The sequence below is a fragment of the Chryseobacterium cucumeris genome (assembly GCF_001593385.1).
GTDB lineage: Bacteria > Bacteroidota > Bacteroidia > Flavobacteriales > Weeksellaceae > Chryseobacterium > Chryseobacterium cucumeris.
Map to the genome: position 1 here is coordinate 17,314 of NZ_LUVZ01000006.1, position 16,874 is coordinate 34,187.

Here is a 16,874-nt window from a genome sequence, read left to right on the forward strand (position 1 = left end):
TGTAATTTGTAACAAACAGAAATGAACTCAAAAAAACTTAAAAAATCATAAAGTTTTCATAAAGTTTTAAAAAAGGAGGGAAATGTTTTTGTATTTATAAAATATGTCGTACTTTTACATCGCCTTGAATGAGGGAACAAGTCAAGGTAATAAATTTTTTTTCATCATTTGTGTTTTTAGAATCGTATCGCCTGATACGATTCTTTTTTTATTTATGATTCATAATTTAAGAGCAGATCAATAAAGTAAGAATAGGTAACTGAGCCTTCTTGTTGATTACTTTTCAGAAACAGGTTATTGGTAAATCCAAAGAAGTCATCCAACCATCCCTGATGCTGAAAAACAAAACTTTTTTCATAAGCACGGTCTCTTTTCATAGCTGGAGAGTACTGATGAAGAATATTCTTTACAAAGTGTGGGTCTTCCTCCACAATGAACCTTAAAAGACTTTTTAAAGTGAAAAATTCAGTACTGTATCTCAACTCCTGATTATCGGAATGAATGCCTATTAAATACCCTACGAAATTAGCTTCCTGCTCTCTGGCAAAACCCAGTTGATGAGAACTTTCGTGAGCTGTTGTAAAGGGAATGAATGTATGAGGTAATTCACTGTTAAACTGAGCTTCAGCAGTAAAAGGATTATAGTATCCCAGAATTCCTGTAAAGTTCATTACTTTTTTGAATAAACTGGGCTTGATATCCAGAAGTTGAGGAGCTTTTTTATCTGAAATATAAGAAGGCAGTTTGGTCTGTTGGTACAGGATTTCCTTTTGTATATCCGTAAGGTTGGTGATGATAAAAACACCATTTTTATCCTCATGAACATACTGTCTGGTTTGCTTACATTTTTCAAGATAGATAAGGGCTAATTTTTTTGCCTTATTCATATTGGGCTCCTCCTGACTGGAAAGTTTTTTAATAATTGGAGTCTGGAAATACAGCATTCCCCAGAAGATTTGATAAATAAAATAAAAAACATTTATAATAATAAGAATCCTTATCAGTGAATCATTTCTTCGCTGTTTACTGAATGAAGTAATCAAATAGTATAAAAGAAATATTCCCAATAGAATATAAATCAAATCTCCAACAGAAAACGGAACCCAGCTGAACAGCATCTGATGAAACTCTTTCTGAAGTTCAAAAAAACTTTCAAAAAAAGAAATTATCACTTTGGATTTTGAGAATCCATAAAACAAAAGAAATTGGGCAAGTAATACACCTGCCCAAAATCTCTTTTTCTTATATATATTTGTTATTATATTAATGACCACTGCCTTTGGATATTTTATCAAGATCAATGCCCTGGGCTTTCAGAATTCCACTTACACGGATCGCATAGAATGCAAGATAAGCAAAACAAATCACCCCTACGATATAACTGAAATGAATATTGGTAATATCTGCAATATAACCCTGTATAAAGCTTACAATACCTCCACCCATAATCATCATAATAAGGTATCCTGAACCCTGATTGGTATGCTTTCCAAGTCCGTTGATAGCCAATGCGAAAATACAAGGCCATAAAGTAGAGCAGAAAAGACCTACACTGGTAAATGCATATACAGATACCATTCCTGTAGTGAACATCCCTATAAGTAGAGCTGTGATCCCTGCCAGAGAGAAGATCAGAAGCATTCTTGCCGGGTTTCCTTTGCTTAAAATATCACAGATAATCATTGCGATAATGATAAACCCATATACATAGAACGGAGAAAGATCATGATCGGCAATAGCGTTTACCAATAAAAATACACCGAATGCAAGATAAGGAGCTAAGAATCTTAAGATCTTTTTGAATCCAGCATTGACGTCAAATGCTTCTACAGCACCTGTCCAACGGCCAATCATTAATGATGCCCAGTATAAAGAGATGTAAGGGGCTACCTCTTTCGTTTCAAATCCCAAGCTTTTTTCCATATACGCGGGAAGGTTACTGGCTGTGGAAACTTCTACGCCTACATAGACAAAAATAGCGATCATTCCCATCACCAGCTGAGGATACTGGAATGCTGACTTTCTATGTTCTCCCGGAGTTGTATCATCGGTGTCCTCAGTGTTTGTTGGAGTTACTGCAGGAAGGGAAGAGAATTTAAGCATTAAAGCTACCAGAGCAAAAGCTGCTCCTAATATAAGATAAGGTGTTTTTACACTTTCTATACTCGCTTCAGTATTGGCTGCGCTTGCAGAACCAAAAATAGCAAATGCAACGATAAGAGGTCCAATAGTAGTTCCTAAGTTATTAATCCCTCCTGCCATTGTTAGCCTCTGAGATCCCGTTTCCGTAGGGCCTACTTCAATAGCAAGCGGATTAGCAACAATCTGCTGAAGAGAGAATCCTAAACCTACAATAAATAACCCTGAGATCATTAAAGGGAAAGAATGCATATTGGCAGCCGGGTAGAACAATAAGGTTCCCAATGCGGAAATCAGAAGCCCTACAATAAGACCATTCTTATATCCGATTTTATTGATCAAATCCTGTTTAAGGCTCTTTGATACAAGCATATAAATTAAAGAACCTACAGTATACGCTACATAAAAGCATATCTGTACAAGCATACTTTCAGTTTGGGATAGATTGAAGGCTTTTTGAAAAACAGGGATCAGAATATCATTACTGGCTGCTACAAATCCCCAAAAGAAGAATACAGTAACCAACGGAATGAATTGGGCCCAATTGGTTTGTTTAGAATAATTTGACATATTTATTATAGATTTCACAAACAAATATAACTATTTCCTTTCAACGGAATACCTGATTAAGGTTTTTTTTATTTTCTCATAAGCCTCTGCCTTTAAGTCTTTTGGCGAATCTGTAGGCTCAATGATTCCATTAAAATATACCTTTACTCTTCCGGGAAAGCCTTTTGAGTTTTCAAAAGGGAACATTTCCTTGAGTCCCACAAAGGTATAAACAGCTATAGGAGAATGATGTTTTGAAGACAGCATAAATGCACCGTCCTTAAAATCATCCAGGATAATTGAAGTATCATCTGGCACACCGCCTTCAGGAAAAATCGCGATACTGTTGCCTTCTTCCATTTTCTCAGCACACCTGCGGTATACATCTGCACGGCTTTTTGCACTGGCTCTGTCTACCATTACACATATCCTTTTATATATGGTTCCGAAAATCGGAATTTTTACCAGTTCTTTTTTTCCTACAAAGCAAATTGGATGATCAGGGAAGAGAATGCATACAAGCATAATATCCATAATGGACGTATGATTGGAGATAAAGACGTAAGGTATATTCTTGTCTTTTTTCTGTTCTGAAAGTTTAATTAAATCATACCTGAAGCCCATTCCGTAAAACATGCCAAAACACCAGAGTCTGACAAGTTTATAACCGTATTTATAATGCTTTTTATTAAAGGATAAAATGTAAACGGGGATTCCAATGCTGACTGTCAGAAAAAATGCCAACAGAAGCAACCAGAATCTCCAGAGATAATTTAAAATTTTTGTCACAGCTTAACCGTTAAAAATTACTTTCTTCTTTATCGAATAATTCAGAATAGAAACCAGCAATATTGCTGCAATTTTGCTGATCATTTCCGGGCTCAAGGTATAAAAAAATAAATTGATATTATCTTTAAATATGAAACTATAGAATATTTGGAAAAAGCCTAAGCTGAGTAATGTTGAAAAAAAGGAGACCACCATAAAATAAGCAAACTCTTTTCTCTTTGAATGTTTTCCTCTTTCAAATACAAACCAGATGCTCAGAAAGTAATTGGTAATAATACCGCAGCTTGTGGAAAAAATGTTACTTAAAGGATAATGTACCCCATAAAAGTTGGTTTCTTTTACAAAGAAGTGCGGAAGATAGGTGCTGAAAATCTTAAAGCTTCCTATTTCTACAATGGCACTCAGTCCTCCTGCAATGATGAAGAACAAAACCTGTTTCTGGCGTAAGAGTATTTCTTTCATTTAATGATTATAAAACTAAAAATGTTTGTACATATTGGATAGCATACCGGGCGGGTTTATATCTCAGCAGATAAACACCTCAGCGAATTCCCTCTGATACTAATGGTTTTGAAATCTCAATAATCCCATGGCTTTACAATATGAATATGCAAATTTATAACTATATGTTAAACACTGAAAAAAGTTGTTAAAATATTTTTTTTAATAAAAATTATTTCTAATTTTAATATTCAGAATGATGTAATTAAGACCTGATAATAAATTCATTTTCAACTCCTTGTGTTGATGGTTTTTTCTATCTTGTAGTGCGCGGTTAAGCGTATATACTCCAAACATTTTATGACCCATTTTTTAATAATATTTGTATGAAACGTCAAAACAAATACAGAAAATTCCAGCTTCAACAGAAAAATATTGAGGCTCTTGAGAAAGAAAATTCCCGCTTCAAAAGAGTGTATTCAGAATATGAAAATATGTCAGACGAATTGTGGAATCTTGAAAACTCCAGCGGAGAACCGGTACCTGATGATTTTATCAATGCAATGGTATTACAGACTTCCTATCTGGAAGATGAAATAGAAGATTGGCTTATACAATTCAACGAAAAAAAAACACAAATCAAGCATTAATGATTTTAGACAGCTTCCAGGTTGTTTTTAAACGCTAATTGAAGATAAATTCATAATTTAGCACCCTTAAATTAAAATCTAAAATATGGTTGCTATTGTAGATAGTGGTTCTACTAAATCGGATTGGGTAATACTTGATGACTTTAAGAAAGTTTTTCTGAAAACAGAAACAATCGGTTTCAATCCGAATTTTATCAACAGAGAACTTATCGCTCCTGAAATACAGAAGAATAGCAATCTGATATCGGTTAAAAATTCAATTACCAAAGTCTTTTTTTATGGTTCCGGATGCGGTGTGAAGAAAAACTGCGAGACCATAGAGGAAGAGCTGAAAAAGGTTTTTGGAAAAGCGGAGATTATTGTGAAGGAAGACCTGATGGCTGCAGCTTATGCGGCATACAGTGGGAAACCTGCTATTGTGTGCATTCTTGGCACAGGATCAAATTCCTGTTTTTTTGACGGTGAAAATGTAAAGATAGAACTGCCTTCACTAGGATTCCTGATTGGGGATGAAGGAAGTGGAAGTGCTATCGGAAAGCAATTGGTGCGCAGATATTTTATGAAAAAACTGCCTGCAGATCTTCATAAAGAATTTGAAGCAGATTATCAGCTTACCGTGGAAGATGCATTGAAAAATATGTATCATACTCCGAGGCCAAACGCCTATCTGGCGAATTTTACCAAATTTGTAATCGAAAGAAAAGATCATCCTTATTTCAAAGACATGGTTTTTGAGGAAATGAAAAGTTTCTTCGAATATCAGGTTCTTCCTTATGAGGAAGCGCATGATGCCGAGATCAATTTTATCGGTTCCATCGCTTATTATTATGAAAATACATTACGTTCTGTAGCTACAGAACTTAATTTAAATGTGGGACATGTTGTGCAGAAACCAATTGAAAGCTTAGTAGATTACCACATTAAATATATACTTTAACAAAAAACAAAATTTTATGTCAAGTAACAACAATCGTGACGAAAAGAACTTTAGCCAGGCAGCGCTAGATTATCATAAAGCAGAACCCAAAGGAAAAATTGAAGTGATCCCATCAAAGCCACACTCTTCTCAAAGAGATTTATCATTGGCTTACTCTCCGGGAGTAGCGGTTCCTTGTATGGAAATTCATGATAAGCCGGAAACTGTATATGATTATACAGGAAAAGGAAACCTGGTAGCAGTAATTTCTAACGGTACTGCCGTACTTGGACTGGGAGATATCGGTGCTGAGGCTTCAAAACCGGTAATGGAAGGGAAAGGGCTTTTATTCAAGATCTTTGCAGATATCAACGTTTTTGATATTGAGATCGATGAGAAAGATCCGGATAAATTTATTGAAATTGTAAAAGGGATTGCTCCTACTTTTGGAGGTATCAATCTTGAAGATATTAAGGCACCTGAAGCTTTTTATATAGAACAAAGACTGAAAGAGGAATTGAATATTCCTTTGATGCACGATGACCAGCATGGAACAGCCATTATCTCGGCGGCTGCATTGATCAACTCTCTGCAGATTGCCAATAAAGATATTGATAAAGTAAAAATGGTGGTGAACGGAGCTGGAGCTGCAGCTATTGCATGTACCAAACTTTATATTTCATTAGGATTGAAAAAAGAAAACGTCCTGATGTGTGACAGTAAAGGAGTAATCAATCATAAAAGAGAAAACCTTACTCCTGAAAAACTGGATTTCATCGCTCAGACAGATATCGAAACATTAGAAGATGCTGTAAAAGGATCTGATGTTTTTGTAGGATTGTCAAAAGGAAACGTAATGACTCCTGAGATGTTGCAGAGCATGAATGAAAATCCTATTGTATTTGCTCTTGCCAACCCGGATCCGGAAATTGCTTATGACCTTGCACTGGAAACCCGTAAAGATGTGATCATGGCAACGGGAAGAAGTGATTATCCTAACCAGGTAAACAACGTATTGGGATTCCCTTATATCTTCCGTGGAGCCTTGGATGTACAGGCTACAGGAATTAATGAAGCCATGAAACTGGCTGCGGTACACGCTATTGCTGATCTTGCAAAAGAACCGGTGCCGGAAGCTGTAATTTTAGCATACAACGTTCAGAATCTTCAGTTTGGAAGAGAGTATTTCATTCCGAAACCATTTGATAACAGACTGATCACAAAAGTATCAAGTGCTGTGGCAAAAGCAGCTATTGAAAGTGGTGTTGCCAGAAAAACCATTACGGATTTTGACGAATACGAGCACCAGCTTTTAGACAGAATGGGTAGAGATGAAAGATTGGTAAGAATGATGCAGAGCCGTGCGAAATCCAATCCGAAAAGAATTACCCTTGGAAATGCAGAAGAATACAATGTATTGAAAGCTGCCCAGATTCTTTATGAAGAAGGAATTGCTTACCCAAGCCTTTTAGGAGATAAAAAATACATCAAGGAGCAAATGGAGCGTTACGGAATTACTCTGGATGTTCCGATCATTGATCCAAGTGATGACGATCAGAAAGAAAACAGAAAAAAATACAGAGAAACCCTTTGGAAACTTCGTCAGAGAAAAGGAATGAACGAGTACAAAGCGAAAAGATATGTACGCCAGAGAGACTATTTCGGGCCTTTGATGCTGAAGCATGGTGATACGGATGGACTTATTGTAGGATTCTCTAAAAACTATACTTCCGTTTTACGTCCTGTTTTAGAAGTTATTGAAAAAGATAAAGGAGTAGATAAAGTAGCGGCAATGATGATGATACTGTCTGAAAAGAAACCTATTTTCTTTGCAGATACTTCTATCAATCAAAACCCTACAGCAGAAGATCTTGTGAATATTGCTAAAATGGCAGAATTTACAGTAAAATCTTTTGCCATTGAACCAAGAATTGCAATGCTTGGATTTGAAAACTTTGCTGCCATCTCTGAAACTTCCAAGAAAGTAGCGAAAGCAGTTGGAATTCTTCATGAAAAATATCCGAAAATGGTTGTGGATGGTGAAATTCAGCCTGATTTTGCAATGAATGCAGACCACCTGAGTGATTATCCATTCTCAAAATTAGGAACAACTCCGGCCAATACATTCATCTTCCCGAATCTGGAAAGTGCAAACCTTTCTTACAAAATCCTGAGAGGAATGAAAGTAGCACAGGTTATCGGACCTATCTTAATGGGATTAAAGCAGCCGGTACACGTACTTCAGATGCGTTCGAGCGTTGATGAGATCGTAAACCTTGCTACCATTGCTGTTCTTGATGCTCAAAGAAGAGAAAAGAAATCGTAATATAGAATGAGCGGTATAACTGGAAACAGTAATCCATCTCTCTTATTTAAAAAATGACACTGTAAACCGTGTTCAGATAGTAAAAAGACTCCATATTTTGGAGTCTTTTGTTTTTCTGTTAATTCCTTGAATTCTTATTTGAAATTTAAGTTAAAAATCATTCGTACATCAAATGAAAACATTAATTAGTTTAAATTGCTATATTTGGGAGTTTTAAAAATTAATAATGATATTTTCTTTACAAGGCACTGTTCAAGAACTTACGCCTACCTACGCTGTCATCAATGTTCAGGGAGTTGGTTACTATGTGGGAATCAGTTTGATGACCTCACAGACGCTGGTTTTGAATCAGCAGACCTTTTTATTTATTCAGCAGATCATTCGTGAAGATGCTCATCTTCTCTTTGGATTTAACACACGTTCAGAAAAAGAAATGTTCAATCTGTTAATAAGCGTTAATGGAGTAGGAGCTGTTTCAGCCCTTATTCTGTTGTCAACATTGAGTCTTGATGAGATTGCTTCGGCTATACTTTCCGGAAACAGTGCATTGATCCAAAAAGCAAAAGGAATTGGTGCAAAAACTGCCGAAAGAATTATTGTAGATCTTAAAGGTAAAGTACAGAAATACAGCGATCCAAACGCGAATATTTCTGTGATGGTGGATAATAAAATTAAGGAAGAATCGTTATCTGCATTAGAAGTTTTAGGCATTCCTAAACGAACAAGCGAGAAGATTGCGGATAAAATTATCAAACAAAATCCAACTATCTCGGTAGAAGAATTGGTTAAACAAATCTTAAAAAACATTTAACATTTGGTGGCGAATATTAAGCATCTTAACATATTTTTGTTCCTGTCGTTCCTGTGTATGTCTGTGAGTGCTTTTGGGCAGGCACAGAAAGATACAGCGATCATAAGAAAACAATATGAAGTGGCTGACCCTACGAGGTATGAAGCCTATTACGACATAAAAACAGGGATGTACTATGTATATCCAAAAATCGGAAATACCATTACAGGTCCTCCTACAGCCATGTCTCCGGAAGAATATAAAGAATATATGCTTGCCAGTCAGACCAGAGCTTACTATAAGGAAAAATCAGATAAGTACAATCTTCTTTTCAGAAAAGATAAATCAGATGCAAGGAGAAAAGGACTTATTCCTTCTGTAATGATCAATAACAAGCTTTTCGAAACCATTTTCGGTGGTAATAAAATTGAAATCATCCCTTCAGGGTATGCATCCCTGGATTTTGCAGGACTTTACCAGAAAATAGATAACCCAATGATCCTGCCTCAGAACAGGACCAGTTTTACCTTTGATATTGATCAGAGAATTCAGTTGGGATTATTGGGAAAAGTAGGGGAAAACCTTCAGTTAAAGGCCAATTATGATACCCAGAGTGGTTTTGCTTTTGAAAACAGAATGAATCTTGTATGGCAGGCAAAAGGAAGCTGGAAAGATCTTCAGAGCAAAGGTCTTGGAAATGTAGATAAACCGAATGAAGGAGGAGAAGATAAAATCATCAAAAGAGTTGAATTTGGTAACGTAAACATGCCACTTTCAACCAGCCTTATCCGTGGTTCACAATCACTGTTCGGGGTGAAAACAGAATTCCAGTTAGGAAAAACATTTGGAACCGTAGTTCTTTCCCAGCAACAGGGTGAAGCCCGTAATATTGTAGTACAGGGTGGTGGTGTGATGAACAATTTTAAAGTCAATGCCATTGACTACGAAGAAAACCAACACTTCTTTATAGGACATTATTTCCTGAATAAGTATGATGATGCCTTACTTAATTATCCGCAGATCAACTCAACCATCAACATTACCAGAATGGAAGTCTGGGTATTGGATCAGGGGAACAGTAATCTGGCATATCAGAAAAGTATTATCGGGATCAGAGACCTTGGAGAAGGACCCGGAGGAGTTACGCTGCCGGATAACTCGCTGAACGGTCTTTATGATGCTGTTTCATCGGTAGCAGGAACCAGAGAAGCAGGTAAGAACTATGGAACTATTTTCCAGGGGCAGGTGCTTCCTGGAGATCCCGCTCCTTACGATAACGGAGAACAATTCATTTACAATACAAAAGCCAGAAAACTGAACAGTAATGAATTTACCTTCCAGCCACAGTTGGGATATATTTCATTAAATCAGAAGCTTAATGACCAGCAGCTTTTAGCTGTTTCTTACTCATACACCGTTAACGGAAGCAATAAAGTATACAAAGTAGGGGAATTTTCTGAAGAAAGCCCGGTGTTGATTACCAAGGTGTTGAGAGTAAACAATAAGGTGAATACGCAGTCTCCGATGTGGGATCTGATGATGAAGAATATCTATTCTATAGATGCAGGACAGGTATCTCCGGATGGATTTATCCTTAACGTCTATTACCGAGATCCAAAAACTGGAGGTAAGGTAAATTATCTTCCGGACACTCCTGTAAAAGATCAGAACCTATTGAAGTTATTTAACTGGGACCGTCTCAATATGAACGGCGATATTCAAAACAATAAAGACGGAAGTAAGGGAGATGGTATTTTCGACTTTGTGAATGGAATTACCATCAGACCGGAAACAGGAAGAGTCATCTTTACCAAAGTGCAGCCTTTCGGTAAATATCTGGAATCAAAATTAGGGACAAGTGATCCTCAATATGTTTTTCAGGATCTTTATACCAAACAAAAACAACAGGCGATTTCCAGTAACCTTGCGCAGAGGTATACCATGGAAGGACGCTACAAAGGTGTTCAGGGACAAGGTATTTCTCTGGGTGCTGTAAACGTTCCTCAGGGATCAGTAAAAGTGGCTGCAAATGGGGTACAGCTTACAGAAGGAGTTGATTATACCGTAGATTATATGCTTGGTACGGTTACCATCATCAATGAAAATGTAAAACAGTCCGGACAGGCGATCAATATTTCACTGGAAAACCAGTTGACATTTAATACCCAAAGGAAGAGATTCTTAGGATTAAACTTAGAAAGAAGATTCAGTGAAAACTTTATCTTGGGAGGAACAGTAATCAATTACTCTGAATCTCCATTGACTCAGAAAGTGAACTTTGGCCAGGAAGCGGTAAACAATACCATGGCAGGGATCAACCTGATGTATAACAATCAGGCTCCTTATCTTACAAGACTTACCAACAAACTTCCGATGGTGAAAACCGAAGCTCCATCCAACTTAAACTTCAAGATGGAAGCGGCCTACTTGTTACCTGGCTTGAATAAAGGAACAAATAATCAATCTTACATTGACGATTTTGAACAAACAACTTCTAAAATATCATTAAAAGAGCCGGCAGCATGGAGCCTTGCTTCAAAACCGGAAAAAAATACATTGCCGCCATTTAACACTGTACCGGCCAATGATGATCTAACAAGCGGATATGGAAGAGGATTATTAACATGGTATAATATTGACCCTAGATTCTGGGGAGTGGGAGGAAAAGCTCCGGCAGGAATTACACCACAGTCTGTATCCAATCACGCTTCCAGAAGAGTACAATATTCGGAGATTTATAATAACAGAGATTTCGTAGCAGGAGAACAAACCTTCACGAATACTTTCGATATTTCATATTTTCCTAAAGAAAAAGGACCATACAACGTAAACCCGTTAACAGAACAGCCACAAAGCAGATGGGCGGGGATCATGAGATCAATCAGTGTTCCCAACTTTGTTACTTCAAACATTGAATACGTTGAATTCTGGATGATGGACCCTTATGCAGATGGTAAAACGCTGGGTACTGATCCAAAACTTTTACTTCACTTAGGAAACGTTTCAGAAGATGTATTGAAAGATGGAAAAATGCAGTATGAAAACGGACTTCCAACTCCAGGTAATCCTTCTTCTACAACGAATTCAAACTGGGGAACACAACCAAAACAGCCACCAATTTTATATGCATTCTCTACAGAAGGGGATGAAAGAAAAACACAGGATGCCGGATATGATGGTCTTACCTCTGATCAGGAAGCGATGAGATTCGGAAATACTTTTGTAAACCCCGTAACCAATATTGCTGACCCTGCAGTGGATGACTTCGTATTCTATCTTTCTGATAAATTTACAGGAAGCCAGGCTGCTTCAGTGGTGGAACGATACAAATATTTCAGAAACCCTGAAGGGAACTCAGAAGCAAACTCTCTGAATGTAGCTTCGCAAACTCCGGATGCTGAAGATATCAACAAAGATTACAACCTGGATCAGACTGAAAATTATAACCAATATGTTATAAAGCTTGACCAGCCAAGTTTGTCACTTGGAACGAATAATATTGTAGATGTAAAAACAGTAAAAGCAACTTTCCAGAACGGACAGACTTCAGATGTTAAATGGTACTTGTTCAGAATTCCTGTAGCGAATTATGATCCAGCTGAAGGAACACACGAAGATGCAGTATTGAACAACGTAAGATTTGCAAGATTAATGCTGGCAGGATTTGATCAGACCTCTACTCTGAGATTCGGAACAATGGATCTTGTAAGATCAGACTGGAGAAAATATACCAGTAAAATTGCCAGTGTAAATGTTCCTAATTCCGACGAAGGAACCGGAACTGTGACAGATCCAAACTTTGAAATAGGAAGTGTAAATATTGAAGAAAATGCATTGAACCAACCTCCATATGTATTGCCTCCGGGAATTGACAGACAGGTATTGAGTGGAAATGCAGGAGCGCAGAGACAGAATGAAGCATCACTTTACATGAAAGTGAAAGACCTTAAAACTGAGGCAAGAGGAGTATTCAAAAATACAACATTGGATATGAGAAGATACAAAAAGCTGAAGCTGTTTGTACATGCTCACGATCCATTGAACAGAGTGATTGGATTGGATGAGAATACCAAATTCTTTATTCGTTTCGGAAGCGATGCTACTGATAACTATTACGAGTATGAATCATCTTTAAGAATGACTCCTACAACAGCAACAGCTCCTATGGAGATCTGGCCAATGGAAAACGAAGTTGATTTTGATGTTCAGAACTTTGTAGATGCAAAGATCAGAAGAGATAAATCTGGTGTTGCTATTACAAATAGAACCGTTGACACAGGATATCAGGAACCTTATAAAAATATTTATATCAAAGGTAGACCAAGTTTAGGAAATATTACCACCATTATGATTGGGGTAAGAAATGCAGATCCAAGAACAAACTCTACCATAACAAGAGTTTTATGGGTTAACGAAATCCGTCTTTCTGAAATTGAGAATGATGGTGGATATGCAGGAAATGCCAGCTTAAACTTCAATATGGGAGACCTGGCAACAGTGAATGCCAATGCCTCTTATACCTCAGTTGGTTTCGGAAATATCGATTCAAAACCTGCTGAAAGAACACAGTCTACTCAATCCGCATTCAGCATCAATACGGCGATCAATGTAGATAAATTCCTTCCGGAAAAAACTGGGGTGAAAATTCCTTTAAACTATTCTTACTCGCAGACTATTGAAGATCCAAAGTACAATCCTCTGGATACCGATGTAGAATTTAATAAGGCACCAAATAAAGATCAGTTGAAAAAAGTAGCGAGAACCTATACTCAACAGAGAAGTATAGGAGTCGTTAACATGCATAAAGAAAGAGTAAATCCAAATAAAAAGCCTAAGTTTTATGATATTGAAAACGTATCAGTAACTGCTGTTTATAACGATGACTATTTCAGAGATATCTATACCAAGAGAAATTACAGACAGTATCTGAGAGGGTATATTGATTATAACTACACCTTTAAACCTTGGGTACTTAAGCCTTTCAACAAAATGATCAGTGATACGGCGAAATCGACAAAGTATCTGAGATGGGTAAAAGAATTCAATATTAACCCTATTCCTACAAGAATCTCTTTCAGAACTGAAATCGACAGAAACTACAACGAGCTTGAGTTCAGAAATGTGGAAGCAATCCTGAACGGAGACATGAATAATAATTTTGATGCTATCAGAAACAGAAACTTTTTCTTTGGTTGGCAGTATGGATTAGGATTCAATTTTACAAAATCATTAAAACTGGAAATCAATTCTGCAACCAGAACGTTGAATGATAATCTGGATGTAAATTCAATGGACAGCAAATCGATTTTTGGAAATGTATTCAGAGCCGGAAGACCGGTATTGTATAATCACAGAGCACAGTTAAACTATAAGCTACCATTCCAATATTTGCCTTATCTGGATTTCATTGATGCGGAAGTAGGATATGGATTTACTTATAACTGGGCGGCAAGATCTACTTCATTGACTGGATTTGTAGATCCTAACAACGATAATAAAACAACAAGTTTAGGATCCGTTGGGCAAAATACCAATGTGATTCAGGCAACAGCTTCTGCGGATCTTCCGAAGTTCTTTGGCCAGTTTAATTATTTCAAAAATATTAATGCCAAACTTCAGAAACGCAGACAGGAGATGGACTCTTTGAATAATGTATATTCGAAACAATGGGAGAAAAACAGATACCGATATAAGAAATATAAATTTAAGAATAAGCTTACTCCACTTCAAAGCGCTGCATTCTTCTTAACTTCTTTCAAACAGCTAAACGTAAGTTATAACGAAACGAATGGAACAGTACTTCCGGGACTAATATCAGCTCCAAACTGGTATGGATCTGGACAGACACTGGGTGGCCCAACTCTAGGATTCCTTTTAGGATCACAGGCTGACATCAGAAGAACAGTAATGGAAAACGGATGGGTTAGTGATTCTAAATACATGACAGATCCTTATGTAAGAATGTCGACCAAAGAATTGAGAGCCGACCTACAGGTGATGCCAATGAACGATTTAAGAGTAGATCTTAATGTGTTGCATACCTTTAACAGTAACTTCTCCCATACAGGATTCAACTATACCAATGGTGGAGTTCCTGATACAGATTTTACATTTGCCAGCGAAATGATAACCTATTCCAATACAACAACGCTTCTCAGTACGTCATTTAAAGATGGACAGGCCGTTTACCAGGCAATCAGAGAAAATGCAAGAGCGCTTTCTCAACAGCTGGGAGGTCCCGGAGCAGTATTGGATAATAACGGATTTGCCCAACACTATAGCATTGGAAATGCTTATGTATTGATCCCTGCATTTAGAGCAGCGATGGAAGGAAAATCTGTGACACCTATGGGTAATCCTAAAAAAGCAGGATTCCCATTGCCAAACTGGAGAATTACCTATTCCGGGTTAAAGAATATCCCGATGATCAGCGGACAGTTCTCGAAGTTTGATATCTTACATGCCTATACCGCCACTTATACAGCGACAGGTATTCAAAGCAATGTAGATTATCATGGCAACCCGAATGGATACTATCAGGTTGTAGATAACGCAGGTAATATAGACAAAAATGGTGGTGATAAAATTAACCCATATACATTCGCACAGGTGGGATATGTAGAATCTTTCTCACCACTTATCGGAGTAGATGTTACCATGAGAAACAATATGCAGTTCGGAATACAGTACAACAGAACCAGAATGATGGTACTGGGATTAGTCAATCAGACGCTTACCGAAGATGCCAATACAGAATATGTAGTAAGACTTGGTTATATTGTACGAAACTTCAGATTGGGAACAGCTAATATCAGAGGTCGAGGAACAAGAGGAAAAGGAAGTGACCTTAACATCAGAGGAGATATTTCATTAAGAGACAGTAAAACATCTATTATGAATATTCTGTTAAATGATGCCCAGGTTACAGGAGGACAGAGACTCATGAACATTAAACTTTCCGCAGATTACAATGTTTCCGAGAATCTGAATCTGAGAGTATTCTACGAACAGATGACCTCAAAATACAAGATCTCCACAGCATTCCCGCTGTCTACGATCAGAGCAGGTATTTCAGCCACATTTACATTCGGTGAATCCGGAGGTGGATTCTAAAAATAATACAAACATAAAAGTCCTTCATTTGGAGGACTTTTTTTTATATCCAATATTTGAAGCTACTATATTTTTGAATACATTTGTACAAAATAAAAATTTAAAAATGAACACACCATCAGAATTAAAGTACACGAAAGATCATGAATGGATCAAGATCGAAGGTAACGTTGCTACAATCGGTATTACAGACTTCGCACAGGGAGAACTTGGAGACATCGTTTACGTTGATGTAGATACTGTAGATGATGATCTTAATGGAGGAGACGTTTTCGGAAGTGTAGAAGCAGTAAAAACTGTTTCAGACCTGTTCTTACCTATCTCAGGAAAGGTTATTGAGTTTAATTCAGAATTAGAAGATCAGCCTGAACTGTTAAATACAGATCCTTATGGAGACGGATGGATCATCAAATTGGAAATTGCTGATGGAGCAGATCAGTCAGAGTTACTTTCTGCAGATGATTACAAAGCGATCATTGGATAAGATTTCAAAAATATTTAGTAAGATACTGCCCATTTATTGGGCATTTCTTACTTATATGCTTTTCAAGCCGGGAGAAGAAAACCATGAATATTGGTTCATGTTCAGCGGTATCGACAAGGTTTTGCATGTAAGCATATTCGCAGCACTGGGTTTCTCTTTCATTGCTGCTTTTCCCAAAATAAAATTCTCATACTTTGTCCAGATCATCCTTATTTATTCTTTCCTTACAGAAATCTTGCAGGAAGAAATGGGATTGGGAAGATCGATGGAAACTTTAGATATTGTAGCAGATACGATCGGATGTCTGTTAGGATATTATACCTATAAGTTATTAATCAAGCGTTTCTTTTAGCACGCCTTTCAAATCATCACGATTTTATATCTATTTTTTATTCCCTCTTCACCAGTACATTTAAGCTTTTCACTCTCCAATTTTATTAGGAGCTATTTCCTGCTATCCATTCATACTCCTCGCGCCCTCGCCCTCCAACGCTCTCACCCTGAGCGAAGCCGAAGGGCCCCCACACCTAAAACCCACCACCCTCCAACCCAAGCTGCGGGGTAACCATTTCTATCAGGGCTAGGGTAGGAGTCGTTAATGATAAGTGGTGAATGATGAATGATGAATGATGAATGATGAATGATGAATGATGAATGATGAATGATGAATGATGAGG

At 37.3% G+C, this 16,874-nt stretch carries 11 protein-coding genes; 7 read left to right on the forward strand and 4 right to left on the reverse strand.

Annotated elements, in window-relative coordinates; translation table 11 throughout:
• Positions 1–212: 212 nt before the first annotated feature.
• Genes A1704_RS08525 through A1704_RS08540 form a run of 4 tightly spaced genes read right to left on the reverse strand, consistent with a single transcriptional unit; the run spans position 213 to position 3,939 of the window.
• Positions 213–1,295 (reverse strand): DUF3810 domain-containing protein, encoded by a 1,083-nt coding sequence (locus A1704_RS08525; protein ID WP_082798739.1) that lies wholly within the window; start codon positions 1,293–1,295, stop codon positions 213–215.
• On the reverse strand, positions 1,264–2,709 hold the full coding sequence (locus tag A1704_RS08530; RefSeq protein ID WP_062672479.1) for an MFS transporter: 1,446 nt from the start codon (positions 2,707–2,709) through the stop codon (positions 1,264–1,266). Before A1704_RS08530 ends, A1704_RS08525 begins: the two co-directional genes overlap by 32 nt.
• 30 nt (positions 2,710–2,739) lie before the next feature.
• On the reverse strand, positions 2,740–3,477 hold the full coding sequence (locus A1704_RS08535; protein WP_082798740.1) for a lysophospholipid acyltransferase family protein: 738 nt from the start codon (positions 3,475–3,477) through the stop codon (positions 2,740–2,742).
• Positions 3,478–3,480: 3 nt separating this feature from the next.
• Entirely contained in the window at positions 3,481–3,939 is a 459-nt protein-coding gene (locus A1704_RS08540; protein ID WP_062672481.1) for a GtrA family protein, read from the reverse strand.
• A gap of 365 nt (positions 3,940–4,304) precedes the next feature.
• On the opposite strand from A1704_RS08540, the gene A1704_RS08545 reads away from it, so the two are divergent.
• The 7 genes from A1704_RS08545 to A1704_RS08575 all read left to right on the forward strand — a co-directional run bounded on the left by A1704_RS08545 (position 4,305) and on the right by A1704_RS08575 (position 16,549).
• Positions 4,305–4,568, forward strand: coding sequence for a hypothetical protein (locus A1704_RS08545; RefSeq protein WP_062672483.1), 264 nt, complete (start codon positions 4,305–4,307; stop codon positions 4,566–4,568).
• Between the two features lie 85 nt (positions 4,569–4,653).
• Positions 4,654–5,505, forward strand: a complete 852-nt coding sequence (locus A1704_RS08550; RefSeq protein WP_062672485.1) for an ATPase — start codon at positions 4,654–4,656, stop codon at positions 5,503–5,505.
• Positions 5,506–5,521: 16 nt separating this feature from the next.
• On the forward strand, positions 5,522–7,810 hold the full coding sequence (locus tag A1704_RS08555; RefSeq protein ID WP_062672487.1) for an NADP-dependent malic enzyme: 2,289 nt from the start codon (positions 5,522–5,524) through the stop codon (positions 7,808–7,810).
• Positions 7,811–8,036: 226 nt separating this feature from the next.
• On the forward strand, positions 8,037–8,621 hold the full coding sequence (gene ruvA / locus A1704_RS08560) for a Holliday junction branch migration protein RuvA (protein ID WP_062672490.1): 585 nt from the start codon (positions 8,037–8,039) through the stop codon (positions 8,619–8,621).
• Positions 8,622–8,678: 57 nt separating this feature from the next.
• Complete coding sequence (gene sov / locus A1704_RS08565; RefSeq protein ID WP_062672492.1) at positions 8,679–15,713, forward strand: T9SS outer membrane translocon Sov/SprA; 7,035 nt, start codon at positions 8,679–8,681, stop codon at positions 15,711–15,713.
• 106 nt (positions 15,714–15,819) lie between these two features.
• Positions 15,820–16,197: a glycine cleavage system protein GcvH gene (gene gcvH, locus A1704_RS08570; RefSeq protein ID WP_047098621.1), complete on the forward strand. Its 378-nt coding sequence runs from the start codon at positions 15,820–15,822 to the stop codon at positions 16,195–16,197.
• Positions 16,172–16,549, forward strand: a complete 378-nt coding sequence (locus A1704_RS08575) for a VanZ family protein (protein WP_082798741.1) — start codon at positions 16,172–16,174, stop codon at positions 16,547–16,549. The genes gcvH and A1704_RS08575 overlap by 26 nt, the downstream gene beginning before the upstream one ends.
• The last annotated feature ends 325 nt before the right edge of the window (positions 16,550–16,874 follow it).

Excerpts from the sequence above, each read along its gene's own strand:
- A1704_RS08530 (WP_062672479.1), bottom strand. The coding sequence starts at position 2,709 with ATGTCAAATTATTCTAAACAAACCAATTGGGCCCAATTCATTCCGTTG.
- A1704_RS08540 (WP_062672481.1), bottom strand. The coding sequence starts at position 3,939 with ATGAAAGAAATACTCTTACGCCAGAAACAGGTTTTGTTCTTCATCATT.
- A1704_RS08545 (WP_062672483.1), top strand. The coding sequence starts at position 4,305 with ATGAAACGTCAAAACAAATACAGAAAATTCCAGCTTCAACAGAAAAAT.
- A1704_RS08550 (WP_062672485.1), top strand. The coding sequence starts at position 4,654 with ATGGTTGCTATTGTAGATAGTGGTTCTACTAAATCGGATTGGGTAATA.
- A1704_RS08555 (WP_062672487.1), top strand. The coding sequence starts at position 5,522 with ATGTCAAGTAACAACAATCGTGACGAAAAGAACTTTAGCCAGGCAGCG.
- ruvA (WP_062672490.1), top strand. The coding sequence starts at position 8,037 with ATGATATTTTCTTTACAAGGCACTGTTCAAGAACTTACGCCTACCTAC.
- sov (WP_062672492.1), top strand. The coding sequence starts at position 8,679 with ATGTCTGTGAGTGCTTTTGGGCAGGCACAGAAAGATACAGCGATCATA.
- gcvH (WP_047098621.1), top strand. The coding sequence starts at position 15,820 with ATGAACACACCATCAGAATTAAAGTACACGAAAGATCATGAATGGATC.
- A1704_RS08575 (WP_082798741.1), top strand. The coding sequence starts at position 16,172 with ATGATTACAAAGCGATCATTGGATAAGATTTCAAAAATATTTAGTAAG.